Origin of the sequence: Chryseobacterium sp. CBSDS_008, from assembly GCF_049959325.1 — a bacterium.
In the GTDB taxonomy this organism is placed as follows: Bacteria; Bacteroidota; Bacteroidia; order Flavobacteriales; family Weeksellaceae; genus Chryseobacterium.
Genome location: NZ_CP188202.1, coordinates 2,568,105 through 2,588,216, shown reverse-complemented (window position 1 = coordinate 2,588,216; position 20,112 = coordinate 2,568,105). Strand labels below are relative to the sequence as shown.

21 protein-coding genes, 1 pseudogene and 1 riboswitch are annotated in these 20,112 nt (G+C 37.2%); of the genes and pseudogenes, 6 read left to right on the top strand and 16 right to left on the bottom strand.

Going from position 1 to position 20,112, the window contains the following annotated elements; translation table 11 throughout:
* Positions 1 to 16: 16 nt before the first annotated feature.
* From ACP3T3_RS11610 to lpxK, 4 genes are all read right to left on the bottom strand, one after another.
* Complete coding sequence (locus ACP3T3_RS11610; protein WP_426476038.1) at positions 17 to 472, bottom strand: GNAT family N-acetyltransferase; 456 nt, start codon at positions 470 to 472, stop codon at positions 17 to 19.
* A gap of 85 nt (positions 473 to 557) precedes the next feature.
* Positions 558 to 1,073, bottom strand: coding sequence for a TlpA family protein disulfide reductase (locus tag ACP3T3_RS11605; protein WP_426476037.1), 516 nt, complete (start codon positions 1,071 to 1,073; stop codon positions 558 to 560).
* 207 nt (positions 1,074 to 1,280) lie between these two features.
* Positions 1,281 to 2,096 (bottom strand): purine-nucleoside phosphorylase, encoded by an 816-nt coding sequence (locus tag ACP3T3_RS11600; RefSeq protein WP_426476036.1) that lies wholly within the window; start codon positions 2,094 to 2,096, stop codon positions 1,281 to 1,283.
* Complete coding sequence (gene lpxK / locus ACP3T3_RS11595) at positions 2,080 to 3,105, bottom strand: tetraacyldisaccharide 4'-kinase (protein WP_426476035.1); 1,026 nt, start codon at positions 3,103 to 3,105, stop codon at positions 2,080 to 2,082. The genes ACP3T3_RS11600 and lpxK overlap by 17 nt, the downstream gene beginning before the upstream one ends.
* A 109-nt stretch (positions 3,106 to 3,214) precedes the next feature.
* Here lpxK and truA point away from each other — a divergent pair, with 109 nt between their 5' ends.
* From truA to ACP3T3_RS11575, 4 genes and pseudogenes are all read left to right on the top strand, one after another.
* Positions 3,215 to 3,946 (top strand): tRNA pseudouridine(38-40) synthase TruA, encoded by a 732-nt coding sequence (gene truA / locus ACP3T3_RS11590; protein WP_426476034.1) that lies wholly within the window; start codon positions 3,215 to 3,217, stop codon positions 3,944 to 3,946.
* A 24-nt stretch (positions 3,947 to 3,970) separates the two neighbouring features.
* A complete protein-coding gene (locus ACP3T3_RS11585) occupies positions 3,971 to 4,315 on the top strand; it encodes a hypothetical protein (protein WP_426476033.1) in 345 nt (114 codons plus the stop codon).
* Between the two features lie 250 nt (positions 4,316 to 4,565).
* Positions 4,566 to 6,323, top strand: a complete 1,758-nt coding sequence (locus ACP3T3_RS11580; RefSeq protein ID WP_426476032.1) for an ABC transporter ATP-binding protein — start codon at positions 4,566 to 4,568, stop codon at positions 6,321 to 6,323.
* 168 nt (positions 6,324 to 6,491) lie between these two features.
* Positions 6,492 to 7,316 (top strand): annotated as a pseudogene (locus tag ACP3T3_RS11575) (IS5 family transposase); the annotation flags it as partial.
* Here ACP3T3_RS11575 and ACP3T3_RS11570 read toward each other — a convergent pair.
* From ACP3T3_RS11570 to ACP3T3_RS11550, 5 genes are all read right to left on the bottom strand, one after another.
* Entirely contained in the window at positions 7,317 to 7,928 is a 612-nt protein-coding gene (locus ACP3T3_RS11570) for a class I SAM-dependent methyltransferase (protein ID WP_426476031.1), read from the bottom strand. It abuts the pseudogene before it with no gap.
* Positions 7,925 to 8,518 (bottom strand): hypothetical protein, encoded by a 594-nt coding sequence (locus ACP3T3_RS11565; RefSeq protein ID WP_426476030.1) that lies wholly within the window; start codon positions 8,516 to 8,518, stop codon positions 7,925 to 7,927. Before ACP3T3_RS11565 ends, ACP3T3_RS11570 begins: the two co-directional genes overlap by 4 nt.
* A complete protein-coding gene (locus ACP3T3_RS11560) occupies positions 8,508 to 8,978 on the bottom strand; it encodes an RNA polymerase sigma factor (protein WP_426476029.1) in 471 nt (156 codons plus the stop codon). The genes ACP3T3_RS11565 and ACP3T3_RS11560 overlap by 11 nt, the downstream gene beginning before the upstream one ends.
* Positions 8,978 to 9,829 (bottom strand): alpha/beta fold hydrolase, encoded by an 852-nt coding sequence (locus tag ACP3T3_RS11555; protein WP_426476028.1) that lies wholly within the window; start codon positions 9,827 to 9,829, stop codon positions 8,978 to 8,980. Before ACP3T3_RS11555 ends, ACP3T3_RS11560 begins: the two co-directional genes overlap by 1 nt.
* A 200-nt stretch (positions 9,830 to 10,029) precedes the next feature.
* A complete protein-coding gene (locus ACP3T3_RS11550) occupies positions 10,030 to 10,704 on the bottom strand; it encodes a DUF4919 domain-containing protein (protein ID WP_426476027.1) in 675 nt (224 codons plus the stop codon).
* A 218-nt stretch (positions 10,705 to 10,922) separates the two neighbouring features.
* Here ACP3T3_RS11550 and ACP3T3_RS11545 point away from each other — a divergent pair, with 218 nt between their 5' ends.
* Complete coding sequence (locus ACP3T3_RS11545) at positions 10,923 to 11,138, top strand: hypothetical protein (protein ID WP_034696179.1); 216 nt, start codon at positions 10,923 to 10,925, stop codon at positions 11,136 to 11,138.
* Positions 11,139 to 11,195: 57 nt separating this feature from the next.
* Here ACP3T3_RS11545 and ACP3T3_RS11540 read toward each other — a convergent pair whose 3' ends face one another.
* Both ACP3T3_RS11540 and ACP3T3_RS11535 read right to left on the bottom strand, forming a co-directional pair.
* Complete coding sequence (locus tag ACP3T3_RS11540) at positions 11,196 to 12,488, bottom strand: MFS transporter (protein WP_426476026.1); 1,293 nt, start codon at positions 12,486 to 12,488, stop codon at positions 11,196 to 11,198.
* Positions 12,489 to 12,599: 111 nt separating this feature from the next.
* A complete protein-coding gene (locus tag ACP3T3_RS11535) occupies positions 12,600 to 13,352 on the bottom strand; it encodes a DUF3575 domain-containing protein (RefSeq protein ID WP_426476025.1) in 753 nt (250 codons plus the stop codon).
* Positions 13,353 to 13,518: 166 nt separating this feature from the next.
* Here ACP3T3_RS11535 and ACP3T3_RS11530 point away from each other — a divergent pair, with 166 nt between their 5' ends.
* Complete coding sequence (locus tag ACP3T3_RS11530) at positions 13,519 to 15,603, top strand: outer membrane beta-barrel protein (RefSeq protein WP_426476024.1); 2,085 nt, start codon at positions 13,519 to 13,521, stop codon at positions 15,601 to 15,603.
* Positions 15,604 to 15,778: 175 nt separating this feature from the next.
* Here ACP3T3_RS11530 and ACP3T3_RS11525 read toward each other — a convergent pair whose 3' ends face one another.
* The 5 genes from ACP3T3_RS11525 to ACP3T3_RS11505 all read right to left on the bottom strand — a co-directional run bounded on the left by ACP3T3_RS11525 (position 15,779) and on the right by ACP3T3_RS11505 (position 20,047).
* Positions 15,779 to 16,777, bottom strand: a complete 999-nt coding sequence (locus ACP3T3_RS11525) for a T9SS type A sorting domain-containing protein (protein WP_426476023.1) — start codon at positions 16,775 to 16,777, stop codon at positions 15,779 to 15,781.
* Between the two features lie 135 nt (positions 16,778 to 16,912).
* The gene (ribB, locus tag ACP3T3_RS11520) at positions 16,913 to 17,560 is read right to left on the bottom strand and encodes a 3,4-dihydroxy-2-butanone-4-phosphate synthase (protein ID WP_426476022.1); all 648 of its coding nucleotides are present in this window, start codon (positions 17,558 to 17,560) and stop codon (positions 16,913 to 16,915) included.
* 92 nt (positions 17,561 to 17,652) lie between these two features.
* Positions 17,653 to 17,778: riboswitch (FMN riboswitch) on the bottom strand.
* Between the two features lie 176 nt (positions 17,779 to 17,954).
* Complete coding sequence (locus ACP3T3_RS11515) at positions 17,955 to 18,308, bottom strand: DUF2200 domain-containing protein (RefSeq protein WP_426476021.1); 354 nt, start codon at positions 18,306 to 18,308, stop codon at positions 17,955 to 17,957.
* 10 nt (positions 18,309 to 18,318) lie between these two features.
* The gene (locus ACP3T3_RS11510) at positions 18,319 to 19,098 is read right to left on the bottom strand and encodes an alpha/beta fold hydrolase (protein WP_426476020.1); all 780 of its coding nucleotides are present in this window, start codon (positions 19,096 to 19,098) and stop codon (positions 18,319 to 18,321) included.
* A 118-nt stretch (positions 19,099 to 19,216) separates the two neighbouring features.
* Positions 19,217 to 20,047: a hypothetical protein gene (locus ACP3T3_RS11505; RefSeq protein WP_426476019.1), complete on the bottom strand. Its 831-nt coding sequence runs from the start codon at positions 20,045 to 20,047 to the stop codon at positions 19,217 to 19,219.
* Positions 20,048 to 20,112 lie beyond the last annotated feature (65 nt).

The following is a 20,112-nucleotide window of genomic DNA, read 5'->3' as shown; positions in this document are numbered from 1 at the left end:
TCCATCTCCCTGCCTTTTACGATTTCAATCTCATCAAAAGAATATGAGGTTCAAAACCTGCTTTTTCATAAGCTTTGATAGCGGATTCATTTTGAGCATAGACTTCCAGTCTTATCTCAGTGATTCCTCTTGATTTTGACCACGCAATAAGTTCATCAGTAATCACTTTATTGATGCCTTTTCCTCTATGCTCAGGCTTTACATACATAAAGCCGAGATAAGAATACTGCTCAAATTGGTAGTAATATTTTTCTGACTTTTTGATCAGGGCATATCCTGATGCAATGATTTCATTATTCTCTTCGGCAACAATTACAGTTGCGTCCGGAGACCGCATAAGGCTGTTTAAATCATAATAATGAATTTCCCCCTCAATAAGGGTGCTGTTGAAAGGTCTTTCTGCGGTAACAACTCCCTGTTCAAATTCTAAAAGGATGTCTAAATCCTGTTCTGTAGCTTCTCTTGTGATCATGGTGGTAATAAAATAAAATTTTAAAACCCATTGAAAGCATCAATTTCAATGAGTTTGTATTTTCGTGGGCTAAAAAAAATGATAATTATTTTAAAATTTGATCTATGGTTTGCTGAAGTTCGGGATCTTCAGGTGATATTGAATAATATTTTGCAATAGAAGATTTCTGATCAATCACCATATATCTGGGGATCCAGTTAAGATCCACATAATTATTAAAATCATTTTTCCATCCGGAAGCAAACCAATAATTTTCTTTGTTTTTCATATCAAATCTTTCAAGACTTTTTTCAAAACCCTCTTTTGAACGGTCTAATGATAGAAATACAAAATCAATATTCTTATTATGTTCTTCTAATTCTTTAGCTTTTGGAAGTGCGTTTAAACAATCCCTGCACCATCCGGCCCAAAAATCAATCACTAAAACTTTTCCTTTATGCTGGTCAAGAATCTGCTGAATGGTAATGGTTTTTCCCTCTTCATCTTCCAGTTTCTGTTGTAAAGCTTCTTTTGAAAATTCCGTTTTAACGACTGCAGGTACTTTTTGTGAATAACTTATCCCAAAAATACCTATCATAAGTATTAATATTAACTTTTTCATCTCGACAATTTCATTTATACAAATCTAAACAATGAATTGCAATCTGAGATTGATTTCTGTTGAATTAGGAAAAATTTATAATATTGATGGATTCTATGGGATGGGAGAGTGGGAGTGTGAAAACCACCCCGTCAAAAATTCTTTGAATTTTTGCCACCCCTCCAGAGGAGGGGAATGTTACGTCTTCAGTTGTAGTATTAGGTTATTTTACTGATAATTTTTAATCAGTCCCTTGACAACGGTAATTACGTTCGGCATTGCTTTATTGGCGGCATTCAGGACTTCTTCGTGAGAAACGGCAAAAGCTACCTCCGGTCCGCCAAGATCCGTAATCACGGAAATACAGAATACATCCATTCCCATATGTCTGGCAACAATTACTTCGGGAACGGTGCTCATTCCTACCATGTCACCGCCAATGGCTTTGATCATGCCATATTCGGCCGGGGTTTCAAAGGTTGGCCCCTGAAGTGCAACGTAAACTCCCTGATGGATTTTTATATGATGCTCTGCAGCAGCCTGTTCTGCTGTGGCAATCATTTTTTTGTTGTAAGGTTCGCTCATATCCACAAAACGCGGTCCGAGCTCATCTCTATTTTTTCCACGAAGCGGATGTTCGGGCATCATGTTGATGTGATCTTTCAGAATAACGATATCTGCAACGCTGTAAGCCGGGTTTACCCCACCGCAGGCATTGGAAAGAATAAGATTTTTAATTTCCAATACATGAAAAACCCTTACAGGGAAAGTTACAGTTTCCATGGAATGTCCTTCATAATAATGGAAACGTCCGCTCATTATCAGTACTTTTTTCCCCTCAAGAAGTCCATACACCAGCTTTCCGGTATGCCCGGCCACTGTAGTTTGTGGAAAATGAGGAATATCTTTGTACTCTAAAACATGGATCGGTTTTATCTCATCCTGTAATTTTCCCAGCCCGGATCCTAAAACAACCGCAAAATCAGGAGTTTCCTGAATGATATTTTTGATAAAATCTGCGGTCTCTTTAATTTTTTCTAACATACTCTAAGATGATTTGATTGAATTCTTCTTTCTTATCAATCAATACATTGATCGGCCAGTAGTAAACAATTTCTCTAAGATAGTCAAAAGTTTTCAGACGTACATAGTCTTTCTCTGTGGTTAATATCAGTTTATATTCGCCTAATTTTTTATACTCGGCAAGGATTTTTTTAATATCATCATCTGTAAAATTATGGTGATCTCTGAACTTTAAATGTTTCACTCTTTTTGAGAATTTTGCCAGATGTTCCAGCAGCGGTTTTGGGTTCGCAATTCCCGTGATCAGCAGAATATCGTAATAATTGAGGTTATTATCTGGAAGCATTTTATCTTTTCCGTATACATTTTCATCATAACCGATCGATGAAAAGAATACTTTCTGTCCGTAAGAAGGTCTTATTCTTGAGATATAATATCTTTTTGTTTCTTCCGTCAGTTCGTCAGGGCATTTGCTGACCATGATAATATTGGCTCTTTTGTATCCTGATCTTGATTCTCTGAGATCTCCGGCAGGCAGAAGATAATCTTTAAAAAACGGATCATTAAAATCGGTCATCAGAATATTGAATCCGGCCTTGATCGCTCTGTGCTGCATAGCGTCATCCAATACCAGAACTTCAAGGTCCATATCATCAATTACTTTTTTGGCTCCGGGAACGCGTTCTTCGGAAACGGCAATGACAAAACGGTTTTTAAAACGCTCAAAAAGCTGCATCGCTTCATCGCCAACCATTTTGTAATTACTTTCATAATTGGTTACTTCATAGCCCTTTGTCAGCCTTCCGTAGCCTCGTGAAAGCACTCCGGTTCTGTAATGTTTGGATAGGAACTGGGCAAGATACATCACCATGGGAGATTTTCCGCTTCCGCCCACAGAAAGATTCCCGACATTGATTATCGGAGTCTTGAATTTTGTAGATTTAAAAATTCCCAGATCATACATTGTGTTCCGGATACCCGTTACCAAATGATAACCAAGGGAAAAAGGATAAAGGTACCATCTTTTCATACGATTGCAAAAATAGGAATTTTCATAAGCATTTGGTATATTATTCTCAAAGACTTTTCAACAAATATTTCGTTAAATTAAAGTATTTTTGTGGAGTTATTAGAATACATTGAGATACTTTATTGAATTTTCTTACAACGGAAAGAATTATTTCGGCTATCAGATACAGCCGGATGCCATTTCTGTGCAGGAAGAGCTGGAAAAAGCGCTGTCTACCATTTTGCGCGAAGAGATTAAAACTACAGGTGCAGGAAGAACAGATACAGGAGTTCATGCCAAAAAAATATTTGCCCATTTTGATACAGATCAGGAATTAAGCGATCAGCTTACACGCAGGCTGAACAGTTTTCTGCCGCCTGATATTTCCATCAAAAGGATTTTTCCTGTAAAAGATGATTTTCATGCCCGCTTTGATGCAACCTACAGAACGTATGAATATTATATTTCGCTGGAAAAAAATCCGTTCACACAGGAATCTGCCTGGCAGCACTGGAAAAGATCTCTGGATATTGATGCCATGAACGAAGCCTGTAAAATTCTTTTTGAATATGAAGATTTTACCAGTTTTGCCAAATTAAAGACCGACAACAAAACCAATATCTGTAAAATCTACAAAGCAGAATGGGAACAGAACGGTTCGGAACTGAAATTTACTGTTTCTGCCAACCGTTTTCTCAGAAATATGGTTCGTGCTATTGTCGGAACCATGGTAGAAATCGGAACCGGAAAACTGAAACCCGAAGATCTCCGTAAAGTAATTGAAGATAAAAACCGCAATGCGGCAGGAACTTCAGCACCGGGACACGGGTTGTATCTCGTAGATGTGGGATATGAATTTTAAATAAAAAACTAAAAAATAATAATCATGTTATCAGTTTTTATTCTTATCGGTGCTTACCGATACTATGCCCAATTAGCAGAAAGGTTTGGAAAAACAAAGTGGCAGTATGGTATTTTGGCTATCAGTATTTATCTGGGAACCCAGCTTTTGTTAGGTTTCGGTTATGGTATGTATTTGGGAGTAACAGATCCTGCATCCGTAGAAAATGTGAGTTATACAGGGTTTTCAGGAGTGAATATCGTTGGTTGGCTAATCTCTATTGTTGCAGTTTGGGGAGTTTATAAATTCCTTGAAAATAAATTTCTCAAAGAAAGATCTGTAAAACCAATAGTCGAAATTGAAGAAATAGGAAAGCCTCTTGATCAGTAAGATTTGCAGAATCTAATATTAGAAATTAAGGCTATTCTTGAATAAAAATGAGGTTTATTATAAATAACCAGGATTGAAATTGATAAAGAACATGTACTGGCTGGAGGCAAAAGAATGCTTAATATATTCATTCTGTAAATGGTAGGTATCTGAAATTTTCTATGACGATTTGCAAAAGTTGTAAAGGCAGTCCGGTTATAAAGTCTTATTTTTGCATAGAATATTTTAATTCTTTCTTTCGATTCGTACAATGAAAAAACAAGATACCTGGGGAATTATAAAGAGGCTGTTCTTTATCGGAATGAAATTTCGTTCTTGGTTCATCCTTACCCTTATTATTTCCATATTCCTTTCGATTGTTTCTACTTACAGACCTTATCTCACCATGCAGGTGGTGGATAATGATATTACAAAGCTGCATGATAAAGCTTTGATGATGAAACATATCTATATTCTTGTCGGATTGGTGTTTGCTGAAACAGTTTTAAACTTTTTTCTGGTTTATTTTTCAAATTTTATCTCTCAGAATGTGATCAGGGATATCAGAGAGCGGCTGTATGCGAAACTGATTTATTTCAAAACTTCCTTTTTTGATAAAACCCCTATCGGACAGCTGGTCACTCGTGCAGTAGGTGATGTGGAAACGATTGCTACGGTATATACGGACGGTTTCCTGATGGTTTTCGGAGATATCCTGAGAATTTTGTTTGTATTGATTATGATGTTCAGTACCAATGTCCATCTGAGTTATATTACACTGGCTATTTTACCTTTAATGGTTGTTATCACGAGATTCTTCCAGAAAAGGCTGAAAAAAGCTTTTGGAGATGAGAGGAACTGGACTGCCAATCAGAATTCTTTCGTTCAGGAAAGACTTGCCGGAATGTCTATTATTCAGGTATTCAACAGACAGGAATCTGAATTCAAAAAGTTTGACGATATCAATGTTACGCTTAAGGAAGCTTTACTGAGAACTGTATTTATTTTCTCACTTTTCTTCCCGGTTGTGGAACTTATTTCATCATTATTCATAGGATTTATCCTTTTCTACGGAGGCTATATTACAATCAGTGCCGGGGTAGTCATTGCATTTATCCAGTATATCTCAATGCTGATCCGTCCTTTGAGACAGATTGCAGACCGTTTTAATAATATCCAGCGAGGAATTGTGGGAGCAGAAAGAGTACTGGGATTGATGGATGAAGAAAACTCAATGCCTAATAACGGAACGGTGAAGAAAGATCATTTTGCCGGAAAAATAGAGTTCCGGGAGGTGCATTTTGCATACGATGAGAAGCAGGAAGTACTGAAAGGAATCGACTTTAAAGTAAATCCGGGAGAAACCGTAGCGATTGTAGGAGCAACAGGTGCCGGAAAATCTACCATTATCAGTTTGATTACACGGTTGTATGATATTAATTCAGGAAATATTCTGATTGATGATATAGATTTAAAAGATTATGAATTGTATAATCTGAGAAGTCACATCGGCGTGGTATTGCAGGATGTATTCCTTTTCCATGGGAGTATTTTTGAAAACCTTGCCTTCGGGGATGACAGTATAACGCTGGATAAGATAAAAGCCGGCGCCAGAGAAATTGAAGTAGATCAGTTTATCGAGCAGCTTCCGGGCGGATATGATTATGTGGTGAGCGAAAGAGGTTCATCTATCTCTTTAGGGCAGAGACAATTGCTTTCTTTCCTGAGAGCTTATTTATCTGATCCTAAAATCTTAATCCTGGATGAAGCAACATCTTCCATTGACCACGAAAGTGAAAAGCTGATTCAGAGAGCAACAGAAAAAATTACTAAAAACAGGACCTCCATTATTATTGCCCACAGGCTTTCCACTATTGAAAAAGCAGATAAGATTATCGTTATGGAACATGGTAAAATAGTGGAGGAGGGGAAACACCTTGAACTTCTGGATAAAAACGGATACTATGCCACTCTTTACAAAGCCCAGCTGCGTCATGAAGTGGAAGTGGAGGAAGGGGAAAAATCGTAATCCTGAGAATCTGTTTCAGGAATTTAAATAAATAAAAGAGAGTTATTATCAACTCTCTTTTTTATATTCAATCAATTTCTTAACACTGAATCCGTCTTGACTTTTTGAAAATACAAAAGGGTTGAAGAAATTTGTGTTGCAAAACATAAAAATTCCTTATCAACCCCTATGTACAAAGTACTAAGCAAAGATACAATAGAAATGGAAATAGTACCTTATCTACCAACCCCCAAAAGAGGGTTTAAAGCAAAAGTCCCTTTATATGAGATAGTTAATTGTATTTTATATAAATTAAAAACGGGAGTTCAGTGGCATTTGCTGCCGATATTACATTTGTTCAGCGATAAGACACTGCATTATAAAACCATATTTGGTTATTACCGAAAGTGGTGCAAGGAAAACATATGGAAGACCTGTTGGATAGGTTTTCTGGGTCGAAACAAAGGTAAAATCGACTTATCCAGTGGCGATTTGGATGGTAGCCATACCATAGCTGTAAGAGGAGGAGAAGAAGTCGGATATCAGAGAAGAAAAAAGCATAAAACGACCAACGCTCTATACTTTACGGATAGACAGGGGCTCCCTCTGGCTATGTCTAAACCTGTTTCAGGTAATCATCACGATCTTAATAATATTGAACTGCATTTTGATGAAATCATAAATACTTTACAACAGGCAGCCATTTCCGTAGAGGGGCTTTTTATGAATGCAGATGCCGGCTTTGATGCTGAAAACTTACGCAGAATTTGTCAGCAAAAAGGAATCATCGCCAATATTGCTCAGAATAAAAGAAATTCAGGCATAGATAGTGAGTTAGCTTTTGATGAAGAATTATACAAAGAAAGATACAGCATTGAACGAACAAATGCCTGGATGGATAGCTTTAGATCTTTGTTGAACAGGTTTGATACGACAGTATCAAGCTGGATTGGGTTCAATTACTTAGCCTTTATTACTATCGCATGCAAGAAATTTAAAAAAGTCAAGATGACCTCACTTTTTAAAACTACAGAACACAAAATTCTGAACAGTTCCAAAAGGAGTTGTATGATCTTCAGTAATACATTTTACTTTTTTAAAGCTTCTTTCAAACTTTTTGGACAATGATTCCTCATCATACTGTTGAATATCCAAGCCGCTGCATTTGGTGGGCCCGTTTTTAGAAAAAATCCCGAGGATCATAAACTTATTCACGTGCTTTTCTGCAATACCAATGTATTTTGAAACCTGCTCTGAAGTTGTAAGGAAGTGAAAAGCAGCTCTGTCATGCCAGATATCATAAGTTTCCGTAGGTTTGTAAGTGGTAATATCTGTTACAATCCATTGTACTTTATTGGCTGAGTCTCCAAGTCTTTCCTGTGCTTTTCCCAAAGCTTTGGCGGAAATATCAAGTACCGTAATATTTTCATATCCTTCTTCAAGAAGAAAATCAACAAGATTGCTGTCTCCGCCGCCGATATCAATAATGCTGGCATTTTTTCCCAATCCTGAAGACCGGATAAAATCAAGCGAGGTCTGAGGCTTTTTCTGGGTCCAGCTTACCTGGTCAGGACTTTTGGTTTCGTATACCTTTTCCCAGTGATTTTTGTTGTCGGAAGAAATCATGATTCTTTTAATTGATTATTGATCTCTTCAAATTTATTAATTAATTCGTCAAGTTTTCCTTGTTGCTTCTTTATGGTTCTTGGTCTCAGATAAAACCAGTTGAATGCAATCCAGGCAGATGTCACGGCATAAGTCAGAATACCTGAGCCCAGCGTCATTCTTGAAGTATATTCATACATATAAAAGCATATTCCCAGAAACAGTATGATGAAATACAGATTGAGTATCGTGGTCTGCATAAACTTCTGTTTGTTTTTTACCACATATAAGCTTTGGAGATACTCATTGTTAGACTGTGTCTGATCAATTTTGTAAAATACCATAAACATTTTATTATAAACAAACAGGAACATGACCATAGCCAGAATAACCAGCACAATTCCGATTTTTGTAGTGATCATCTGAGGCTGATAACGGTACCAGATAAAAAGAATTAATAAGGAAGTGGTGATTAATCCAATGTTGGCAAAGATCAGTCTGCGCAGATTTTGGTTTCTGAATTTTTTCAGGTTGCCAAGAAGCTCTTCCATATTGGGTTTGCTGGAAGTCTGCTGCTTCCATATATTTTTGAAATCTATATTAGTAGCCATTTTCTTTAAACTTTTGCGTTAATTTTTCTTTTATCCTGTGAATCTTTACCCTGATGTTGGATTCTGAAAGTCCTACGATATGGGCGATTTCTGCCTGCTTCACCTCTTCCAGTTCCAATGAGATGATGATTCTGTCTGTTTCAGGAAGCTCTGAAATAAACTGATAAAGCAGCTGGATCTGAGGTTCCATGGATTCCTGTTTTTTTTCTTCAAGATTGATAGGCAGATCTGCTTTGGCAAATTTCTTTTCCTTTTCAATCTGCCGGAGACAGTTATTAGAGGCAATTCTGAAGATCCATGTTCCCACACTGGATTCATTCCTGAACTTTGCAAGCTGCTGCCAGACAATGATAAATGTTTCCTGGGCAAGATCCTGCGCAAGCTCGGTATCGTTCACATATCCCATGCATAAACGGAATATCCTTTGCCAGTAGAGTTCGTATATCTCTTCAAAAACCATTATTTCGCGGATAAAAAGTGAGTAAGCTGGTTAAAATACCAATCCCTGTCATCGTACATAATGAAATGTAATCCTTTTGAAGCATACTGCATCTCAGCATTTTTTAAATTTTTATACTGACCTTCAATCGTTGGTTTAAGGTTTACAAAAAAAGATTCCAGAAGAATAAGAGAAGGGCACTGTATATTTTTTATTTTTTCTCTGAGATCGGTATTGGAAAAATCACAGTACATTTTAGCAAATGTTTTTCGGTCAGATTTCATGCTCCAGCCAATGACGGTTTCCTGCATAGAAGTATCTGCCAGAAGGCGTGGTATAGCCTGAGTCTGCATTTTACGGAACTGTTCATCATTCATGGCTGTTAACTGAGTAATGGTAGATGAACAGTCATTATTTTCTTTAGAGGTAAAATTTGGATCAGAGAAGGCAGCCAGGCATGGAAGGGCATCTACAATAACAATTTTACCGGCAAGCTCAGGATAATCGGCTGCAATGGCCATTGCAAGACCGCCTCCCATGCTGTGTCCGATGATCACGGGCTTGTCAATTTTATTATTTTTGATATAATCTGCAATTCCTTTTTCCCAATCTTTAAAACTGGCGTCCGCTTGTGGTTTCGTTCCTGCGAATCCTGCCATTGTTAAAGTATAACAAGTGTAGCTTTTTTCAAATTTTGCAACGGTTTCGTTCCATACATCTCCTGAAGAAGCAAATCCCGGAATAAATAGTAAAGACTGATTTCCTTTTCCCGTTTTCTTTACTTCAAAAGGATATGCTGTTTGCTGTCCGAATATATTGCATACCGCTAAAAAAAATAACATGATGATCAGAAGGAATGTAAATTTTTTCATGATTTCTAAAGTTTTAAGGTTTATTTGTCTTTTAGAGACGAACCTTTAAAAAATGTTACACACAATTTAATTTTTTTTTGAAAAAAATATTTTTCCTTCTCCGAAACCCTTATCATCAGGACAAAATCATATGAAATTTATTTTTATAAAATGGATACTTTTATTTTTGATACATAAAATAGCTTGAAAATTGAAGACTGCTAATCCAATATTCTTCCATAAAACCTGCTGATATCAAAATATAACCCCGGAATTTTATATTTGTCTTTTTCAAACTCCTGATAATCACATTTTCCTTTCAGGGTTTGTGATTTTGTTTCCATTTGAAACCTGTTCAGAAGTACATATTCATCCGTAACGGAAATCACATGAAAACCTGTCTCACATCTCAGGCCGTCACCGGATGTGAGAACAGCATTTAATAATCCATGGAAATTTCCTGCAATTTTCTCTGCTGTGGCATCATCTTTATTCAAATGGTATAAATAAGCGAGATAGTTCATGGCACGCAGATCCATAGGATTTTCATCCAAAATATCCAGAAACAGCCGGATTCCTTTAGAAAGATCTTTTTGTGAAATACCTTCGCCACGATAATATTTTGCTACTTCTTCAGCTTTTTTCCCTGTTTTATAAGGCTGATATTCTTTTTGAAAGGTATATCCGAAATAAAGATGGCGGTATTGATTACTGGTAAGAAGTGTATCGTTCTGTTTTAATCTTTTTAAAAGTTTCGGATAATAGAACTCAGAATTCTTATCCTCAATATTTTTTTGAATTACAGCATAATCCGGTGCTTTGAATTCCATTTTCTGACCATGCATGAAAGTAAGCAGTGCTAAAAAGAATAAAGAGAAAAATGCTTTAGTATTCATAGTTTGTATAAGGTTGTTACAATTTTTCACAAAGTTAAAAATATGAAATATGTATAAATTGAATAATATTGACTGACAATATGTAAAAAAAATAATAAAATATTGCCAAAGTGTTACTTTGTGTCGATAAATTTACTAACTTTATTCGGAATTTGAGATGGTACCCCTGACATTTGAAGGGGTAAATGGAATTTTTAACTAAAAAACTAAAAATATTAATGAGCAGTAGTATCCAAGATGAATTTAAAGTCTTCAAAGACGAATTGAGAAAGTTGAATATCGAAGTACAGAAAGTTGTAAAAGTAGGAAACGGGAGTATGGATTTCCACGAGGTTTTCTACAAATCGCCGAGGTATGAAGAGGTAAAAAGTATATACGTCCAGCGTCATAATCTGGATAGTATGATTGAAAAATTTAAACAGGCCTATCATTAAAAATAGAACGCGCGCCGCAGATTTCTGCGGCGCGCGTTTTTATAAAGTTCTGAAATTTCAGTCTTTATCTAGTGTAGAGGTCTCCCTGGTATCTTTCATGCCGGTATAAACAACCAGGGAGAAAAGTATACAAGCGGTAATGTACCAGTAAAAATACTCTTCAGAACCAATCTTTTTGAACCAAAGTGCAATATATTCTGCTGTTCCTCCAAATACAGCAACGGTAATGGCATAGGGCAGACCTACCCCAAGTGCTCTGATTTCGGAAGGAAAAAGTTCGGCTTTTACCACTGCATTGATAGATGTGTATCCGCTTACAATAATTAATGCAGCCATAATCAGGAAAAAAGCACCCCAGATTGAAGTGGTTGTACTCAATGCTGTAAGAAGCGGAACAGTACATAAAGTTCCAAGAATTCCAAAGCCTAAAAGAAGCGGCCTTCTTCCGATTCTGTCAGAAAGTCCTCCAAATACAGGCTGCAGGCAGGCGAATATAAATAATGAAATAAAAGAGACCAATGTAGATTCTTCCTTGGTAAGATGTACGGTATTCACCAGAAATTTCTGCATATAGGTTGTGTAGGTATAAAATGCCAGCGTTCCTCCTAACGTTAGTCCTACAACTGTAAGCAGGGCTTTCGGATGTTTAAGAAGTTCCTTCACGGTTCCTTTTCTCTTTTCATTCACTGCCTTTTTATTCTCAAAAGCTTCCGTTTCATGGAGATTGGCGCGAAGGTATAATGCAATGATGGAAAGCATTGCTCCAATTACAAAAGGAATCCTCCATCCCCATTCTTCAAGCTGGGTTTCCGTAAGCAGTAATTTCTGTAAAATAAGCTGAATTCCCAATGCGATAAGCTGCCCGCCAATCAAAGTAACATATTGAAAGCTGGAATAAAATCCTCTCCGGTCCTGGGTAGCCATTTCGCTGAGGTAAGTTGCAGAAACTCCATATTCACCGCCAACACTCAATCCCTGAAGTAATCTTGCCAGTAAAAGTAATAATGGAGCTAAAATTCCTATCGAATGGTAAGTAGGAGTAAGGGCAATCAGTAAGGATCCAAATGACATCAGCAGAACAGAAAGGGTCATTGCTTTTTTTCTTCCGATCTTATCTGCAATACTTCCAAACAGCCATCCGCCGATAGGACGCATCAGAAAACCTACAGCAAATATTCCTGCAGTATTCATCAGCTGTGCATTCAGATCAGAATCCGGGAAAAACGAATGTGAAAAATAGATGGCGAAAGCTGCATATGCATACCAATCATACCATTCAACAAGATTTCCGATAGATCCGCCTATAATAGCTTTGATTCTTTGGCCCGTGGTGATTGAGGATGAGTTCATAAAATGTTGTTTTCCGGAATAGTTTTTAATAATGGCAGCCAAGATACAAATTTCATAAAAAAATAAAACCGCCCTGAAAAAAGACGGTTTAGAACTGCAGGAGGATATCGTTTAAAATCTATATCCAATGGAGAGACCGCTTCTGAAGCCTGCCCATGGACCATCCACTTTTATTCTGGCACCATTGGCATTGGTTTCTACGGTATATTTTACAAATGGAATATCCAGGTTTTCAATTTCTTTTTTTAGCTGAGCCTGCATATCAGGAGTCAGTACATAATCTGAGGTCATGGTGAAATCACCTTTTCCGCTTCCGTAGTGAGCACCTGCAATCCAGAAATCCAGGACAAGATTCTGGCTTCTTGTCAGAAAGAATTGTACTCCAACCATTACTCCGCCACTGTTCCCTTTTGTATCTCCCTGTCCTTTAAGGGGAACCTGATAGGTAATCCCATTAGGACCGTGATAGTCATAATAAAAATCAAAAGTATTGGAAGTGACGCTTGAATAGCGGTAATAAGGAGCAAAATAGAATCCTTTTCCATAACCTTTTCCGATGTAAAACCTTGGTTCCAGGGTGAAATTCGTGGCTTTTACCCTAAGATTCTGGAATCTTTTTTCATCTTCATCTTTCAGAAAGGTATTGATGAAAGGAACTTTCCCTTCCGGCATGGTTCCGAAACCGATGTTTAGCGAAAACCATTGGTTGATAGCCCGCTCGTAAGACAGATTGATATTTCTGAATGCATAAGCCGTAATATTGGTCTTGATGATATTCATCTTTTCCGCCTGGCTGCTTTGAATTTCCTGTGCTCCCGATACAGAAAACAGAAAGCACGGAATTAATATAAATGCCTTTTTCATGACGCTATATTTTGTGATGTAAAAAAATAGCAGCAAAAAACGGGCTGAATTTAACATAATAATTAGAAATTAAAGAGAATTTATACACAATTTTCAAAGAACAGCGGAGATAAATGTAATAAACACGGGAGATTGATTGTCCTAATGGTATAATTCATCTTCATACATGAAAAAAACTATATATACCATCTTCTTTCTTTGCAGTGCCTTTATATTTTCACAGGAGAAGAAAAATGATACGGCTGATGTGGCTGCAACCCGAGAAATTCAGGAAGTTATTTTAAAATCACAACGTAAAAAACAATTTGCAGACAAAGCGGTGTATACTTTTGATAAAGAAGCGCTGGAAAAAGCCCGCTATGCAAAAGATCTGCTCCGTACGCTTCCTGAATTACAGCTGAACCCGGTAGAAAATACCATCACCAGTACAAAAGGTGGAACTATATTATTTCTTATCAATGGCATTGAAGCTACAGATATGCAGATCCGCAGTGTTGCGCCCGGTGAGGTTGTGAAAGTGGAGTATTATGATATTCCACCGGCTAGATGGGCGACGAGAGCCGATACTGTAGTTAATATTCTGACCAGATCTACAGAAACGGGCTATGTTTTTGGGGCAGATGTTTCTACTGCTTTAAATACAGGGTTTGTAAATGGTTCTGCCTACGCCAATTATACAAAAGGAAAAAATAATTTCGGACTGGAGTATTCCCTGAACCTTAGGGATTATAATGACAGAAGGGTGAACAGCATTTATGATTATCAGCTGAACGGAAAGCATTACCGTTCTGACGAAAACAGAACGGATCATTTCGGATATACTTTTCAGAATGTTGCATTGCGCTATACCAGGCTTGTTCCTGATGATTATGCTTTTCAGGCCAAACTGAATATGGATATTTTCAGCAGGTTTTCAAAAGGAATAGGGCAGAGCGTTTTTACGGAGGATAATCTGAAAGAAGAACATGCTATGTTTAAAAATAATGGTTCGGATTACGTGATTCCTAAGCTGGATCTTTATTATTCCAAAAAGATGGGTGAAAAAGATGAGGTAAGTATTAATGTAGTAGGATCTCATTATACAACAAATACTTCGGAAACAGCCAGCGAATGGATCGTGGGTTCCGGACTTTCGGTATATGATAATGATATGATGCTGAAAGCAAAACAGACAAGTCTTGTTGGCGAGCTGGCGCACACCCATGATTTTAAGGCAGGAAAACTTTCATCCGGATATCGTATTTCAAGATCTTCTATTTCCAATGATTTGAATAATCTCGCCGGATATTCTCAATACAGTGTTAATTATCTGGAACAGTATTTTTATACGGAATTTGCCGGAAAAGTAGATAAATTCAGTTACCGCATCGGAGCAGGCCTTACGAATATTCACAACAAGAGTGCAGAAAGTACTTTTGATGAATGGACTTTTACCCCGAAGGTTATTCTGGCGTATCAGATGAAAGGCAATCAGAATCTTCGTTTTACAGCAAGTTATAATCCGGTAACCCCATGGAGTAATGCTTTGAGTAGCAATGTGGTGCAGCTGGCTCCTAATATTGTTCAAAGAGGAAATCCTTATTTGGAGTCCCAGCAGGTATTTTCTAATAACCTGACCTATTCTTTTAATAATAAATATTTTGATTTTAATGCAGGTTTGTTTTACCGGTATACTAACAGGGTAATCAATCAGTATTACGTTCAGGATGATATATTGGGAGGTTATGCACTGACTTATGAAAATGGGAAAAGCGGACAGCGATATGGAGTACAGCTTACAGGATCCTATAAACCTTTCGGGAATAATCTGTTTGTGATAAAAGCTGTGATCACACCAACTTCTGAAACGGTAAGAACAAGTACGGGTGCTTTGATCAAAAATGATTATTTAGGAAATTACTTTTCGCTTTCTTCGGAATATAAATCTTTCTCAGTTCAGTATCAGTTCAATGTTCCGGTGTATAGTCTTAGCGGTGCTTTCCTGAATACCAATGAAAACCAGAATAATATTTTTCTAAGTTATAAACATAAGAACTGGACTTTTTCCACAGGAATGTACTGGATAGGAATGCCTTCAGAATACAAAACGAAAAGTTTACCCGAGAGCCTGGTAGATTATAAGGTTCATACTCAGATTATGAACAATAAATCAATGTTTGTATTAGGGCTGAGTTATGATTTTTCCAAAGGGAAGAAGACAGAAATTCAGCGAAAGCTTAATAATGAAACAGCTCCTGCTGCTACTTTTTAAGAGTTGGTTCTAGGAGAGGAAAGGAAAGCTGGAAGATGGGAGTTTACATTGTGCAGATTATAAAATAGAATAAAAATTAAACTCTATTATTCTTAGACTGAAATAGCTTCCAACCTTCAGCTTCCCTGCCAAAAAAAATCCCCGCTCACTTGTAGGAGCGGGGATTCTGTTTTTATTATTTCTTGATGAATTTTGTATTCTTTGTCTCTGTCGTATTTTTTCCACGGATCTCAATGAAATAAGATGCCGGCGGAAGGTCTGAGATTGGAATGTTTCCGGATTTTACATCTGAAGTTTTTACCAGTTTGCCATCCAGACTGTAAATGTTTGCTTTTGAATAGTTATCCGTATTTCCTTTGAAACCGATAAAGTCCTGTGCAGGATTAGGATAAACCACTAAATTTTCTTTTTTTACTGCATTGCCGGTTGCCAGAAATGTTTCACTTAAAGCCAGTGAAGTAGCTACTGTCTGATTGATGCTCAACAATGGAACACTGATATTTCCGCTTGTAGAATTTAACAGTGCATATCTGTGAGAAGCATCATAATAAGCATAAGCCGTATTGGTAAGCGTTCCGATAGGGTTGGCATATATAATATCAAAAGATGAATACAGGTTAAAGTTCTGAGTGTATTTTACTCTGAGGACATTGCTGTATGTTTGGTTACCTATAATCAGCGTCCCATATGCATCAGCAAGTGCAGTCATTGTCCCGCTGAACAATCCGTTCGCAGAAGATGAAGAGAAAGTTCCTTTTGCGGTGTCATTTTGGGCTGGTCCGTAAGTAAGTGGGTAACTGATATAAGTACCATTATCCACGGTAAAGTTTAAAGTTGCCTGTGGGTTTACAATTCCTGTGATTTCCAGTTTAGTAGCAGAAGCTTTATAATAAACGGTTGTTGCTCCGTCTACCATTTTAATAGTAGAACCAGGAAAGGTTGCTGTTTCAGTAGAAGTGGGAACTGAATAGGTAGTTTGTGATGGAATTCCCATCGTAAGACCTCCATTTGAAAATGTAGTGTTAGCCCCTGTTGCAGAGTTGTTTACAGCTCCTGTTACATGATTGTAATTAATAACGTTTCCAGCAATAGGATCATTGGCTGCTTTTGTAAGCGTAATCTGCGCGGAAAACATGGCAGATGCTCCTAATAAAAGGAGTAAAGATTTTTTCATAGTCAGAAATTTTTGTTAAAAATAATTAAAAAATAGTATTCAAATGATAATTTAATTTGTTTTTAATTGAATTTTTTTTAAAACCGCCTGCTGGTATGATCAGCAGGCGGTTCTGTGCGTTAAAATTATTTAAGTCTAATTGCTCATCACCATTTTACGGTAAGTATAAATATCTTCAATGGTTACGACGCTCATTCCTTTTCTGATGGCAAAGTCCACAATTTCAGGGAGTCTTGCCATAGAACCGTCCTCATTGGTCAGCTCACAAAGTACGGCATCGTCACCCAGGTTAGCCATTTTTACAAGATCTACACTTCCTTCTGTATGGCCGCGCCTTTCAAATACACCGCCTTTTCTGGCGATCAGAGGGAAAACGTGGCCCGGGCTTGCGATATGGTCTGCCTTTGCATCTGATGCCACAGCTGTTCTGATCGTTGTTACGCGGTCTCTTGCTGAAACACCTGATTCCACACCTTCTCTGGCTTCAATGGAAATTGTAAAGGCAGTTTGATTTTTTGAATTGTTGTTTTCCACCATCGGACGGAGGTTGAGGTGGCGGCTTTTTTCCTCAGAAATGCATAAGCAGACAATACCGCTGCATTCGCGGATCAGAAGTGCCATGTCCTGTTCTGTAATAGTGGAAGCGGGAAAGATGATATCGCCTTCGTTTTCACGGTTTTCATCATCTACTAAAAGAATGCCTTTTCCCAGTTGTAATGTCTGAAGTGCTTTTTCTACACGTTCTCTGGAGCTGGCTCCGAATTGTTCTAATAATTTTTCCATGTTATTTTACTTTTAAAAGTTAAAATAGTCTTCGGTACATGGAAATGAAATACAACACAACAAGAGTCCATAAGGAATCTTATTGGTCATCTCATTTTCTTCTCCCATCCAGACTTTAACTGTCGGTTCCGGAATTTCACCAGATCAGTCCTTTCCGGAGAAAGGAGTCGCGGACTGTAACCGCCGGTAGGGAATTTCACCCTGCCCCGAAGAAAACTTATACTAAGTTTTGCTGTATGTTGTAATTTAAATTTTTATTTCATTGAGTAGTATTTAACGCACAGGCTGCTAATTTCGGGAAGTTTTTTGAAATGAAAAAGATATTTTTCAGATTTTATAAGCCATTCAAAGGGCTCATTTTTATGACGGGTAAGTATTGTTTCTTTTCAAAGTTTTAAGCTGTTCTCAAAATTTTGTCCATCTTCTTTCCTTTTGCCAGTTCATCAATCAGTTTATCCATATACCGGATATTTCTCATCAGTTCATCTTCTATTTCTTCCACACGATATCCGCAAATGACGCCTTTGATCAATGAGACATTCGGATTGATGCGAGGAGCCCGTTCAAAGAACGTTTTTAAATCAGTTTTGTTATCGATTATTTCCTGTAACTCTTTTTCGTTATATCCTGTCAGCCAGAAAATAATTTCATGTACCTCTTCTCTGGTACGGCCCTTTTTCTCTGCTTTTTGAATATAATGGGGATAGATACTGGCAAAAGACATTGCGAAAATCCTGTTATTGTGCATGTTAAACAATTTAGATCAGTTTTTTTATGACTCCATCAAGAATAGCATTGAATTCCTGAGGTTTTTCCAGCATAGGATAATGGCCAACTCCTTCAATGATAGCGTAATGATAGTTTTTCAAATATCTGCGGTTCGCTTCCAAATCAGTAGGAGAAGCATCAGAATTGATAGCAATTACAGGTATCTGGACCTGTTTGGCGATGGTATTGAAATCAGTTTTATATAATGGTCTGAGAAGATTGATCGCCAGTTCAGGCTTATTCTGAAGAAATTCATGCTGTAGTCTTTCTTTTACATCAGAAGGTGTTTCTTCAACAAACAGATATTGAGGCAGAAAGTTTTCCACAGCATATTTAAAATCAGCCATGTACTGTGAGAATAAAACTTCTTCTGCCTGTTGTTCTGTAAAAGCTTCGTCTAAGTTTTTCAATGTATCAATCAGAATCAAGGCTGTTACCTGTGGAATTTTTAATGACGCCTCAAGCACATAAGCTCCGGACATAGAATGTCCCACAAGAATGATTTCCTGGGAATTAACAGCTTCAGCAACTGCTTTAATGTCATCTGCATAGTTTGCACTCGTCCATTCCTGTCTGGAAGAATCTGATTTTCCGTGTCCTGCAAGATCCATCTGAACAATATGATACTTTGTTTTGAAATATTCCTGCTGGTCTGCCCACCATTCAGTATTACCAAGCCAGCCGTGAATGAAAATCAATGTTGTATTTCCGCTTCCGGATTCCTTATAATGAATTTTCTGGCTGTCTGGCGATATCGTGTATTTTTCCATTTAAATTATATGTATTAGTGTATTTTTTTAATCTTATTTACAAAAAGTCTTGTAAATAAGAAGGTCTTATGTTAACGTAAAAATAAACATTACAATGATGCAGTGTTTACTTTACGATTTATTTTTTGGATTTGATATTAAAAATTATAACACCATAGGGGTTTCCGGAAGTATCCTTTATCTCACATTTGAAATAAAACAGATTCTTCAAATACTGTTGGTGAAAAACCTCGGTCCGAAAAGTTATTCCCGTTGGGAGCGCATTGGAAGCATAGGCTTCAAAACTTTCTATTTCGTAACGGGATCCAGTAGTGAGAAAATTGAATATTTCCTTCAAAATGCAATTGGTTATATATACAAAAGGTACAATGGGATAGTTTTCGAAATGTCCTTTACACTGATTGGGCGTAAAAGGTTCCGTTGAAATAATAAAGTGCTGAGAATTTTCTGTGTAGATGATTTCACTTTGCGGGAGATTTTTGTCATGATATTCTACCGGAACTGTGCTGTAAATATCTTTATAAAAAAGTTCGAATGCTGCTCTTGTGATAATATAATAATCCAGCTCTGCGGAATATAGCAGTTCTCCGGAATAGCTGTCTTTTATATGAGTATGGGTTTTTCCTTTTCTGTTTGACTCGAGAATGCTTTTGCTGGTAATTGTAATGGAGGTGGGTTCCCTGTAGGATACTTTTCTGATTCTGATTTTTTCACCCAGGAAATAAATTTTCTCTCTGGTTTCATCATTGAGGATTTTGTATAGGCTGAGACTTCCCAATGAAAATATGAGTTTTACCAGATCGGAGAAATTTTCATTTTCAAAGTTCCAGTCTCTTATCTCTGTTTCAATCGTATGATCGCGGAAAAGTATATTTTCAGGGATAGACATGTAAGGTGGTGTTTCCCCAAGATAGGGGATGATGTTTTCTTTGATGTCGGTTGCTGTCATTTGAATGAGGGTTTATTCGGTTATTAAATTTATTTTTCAGTTGTGGATAACTTTTCATCATAGTG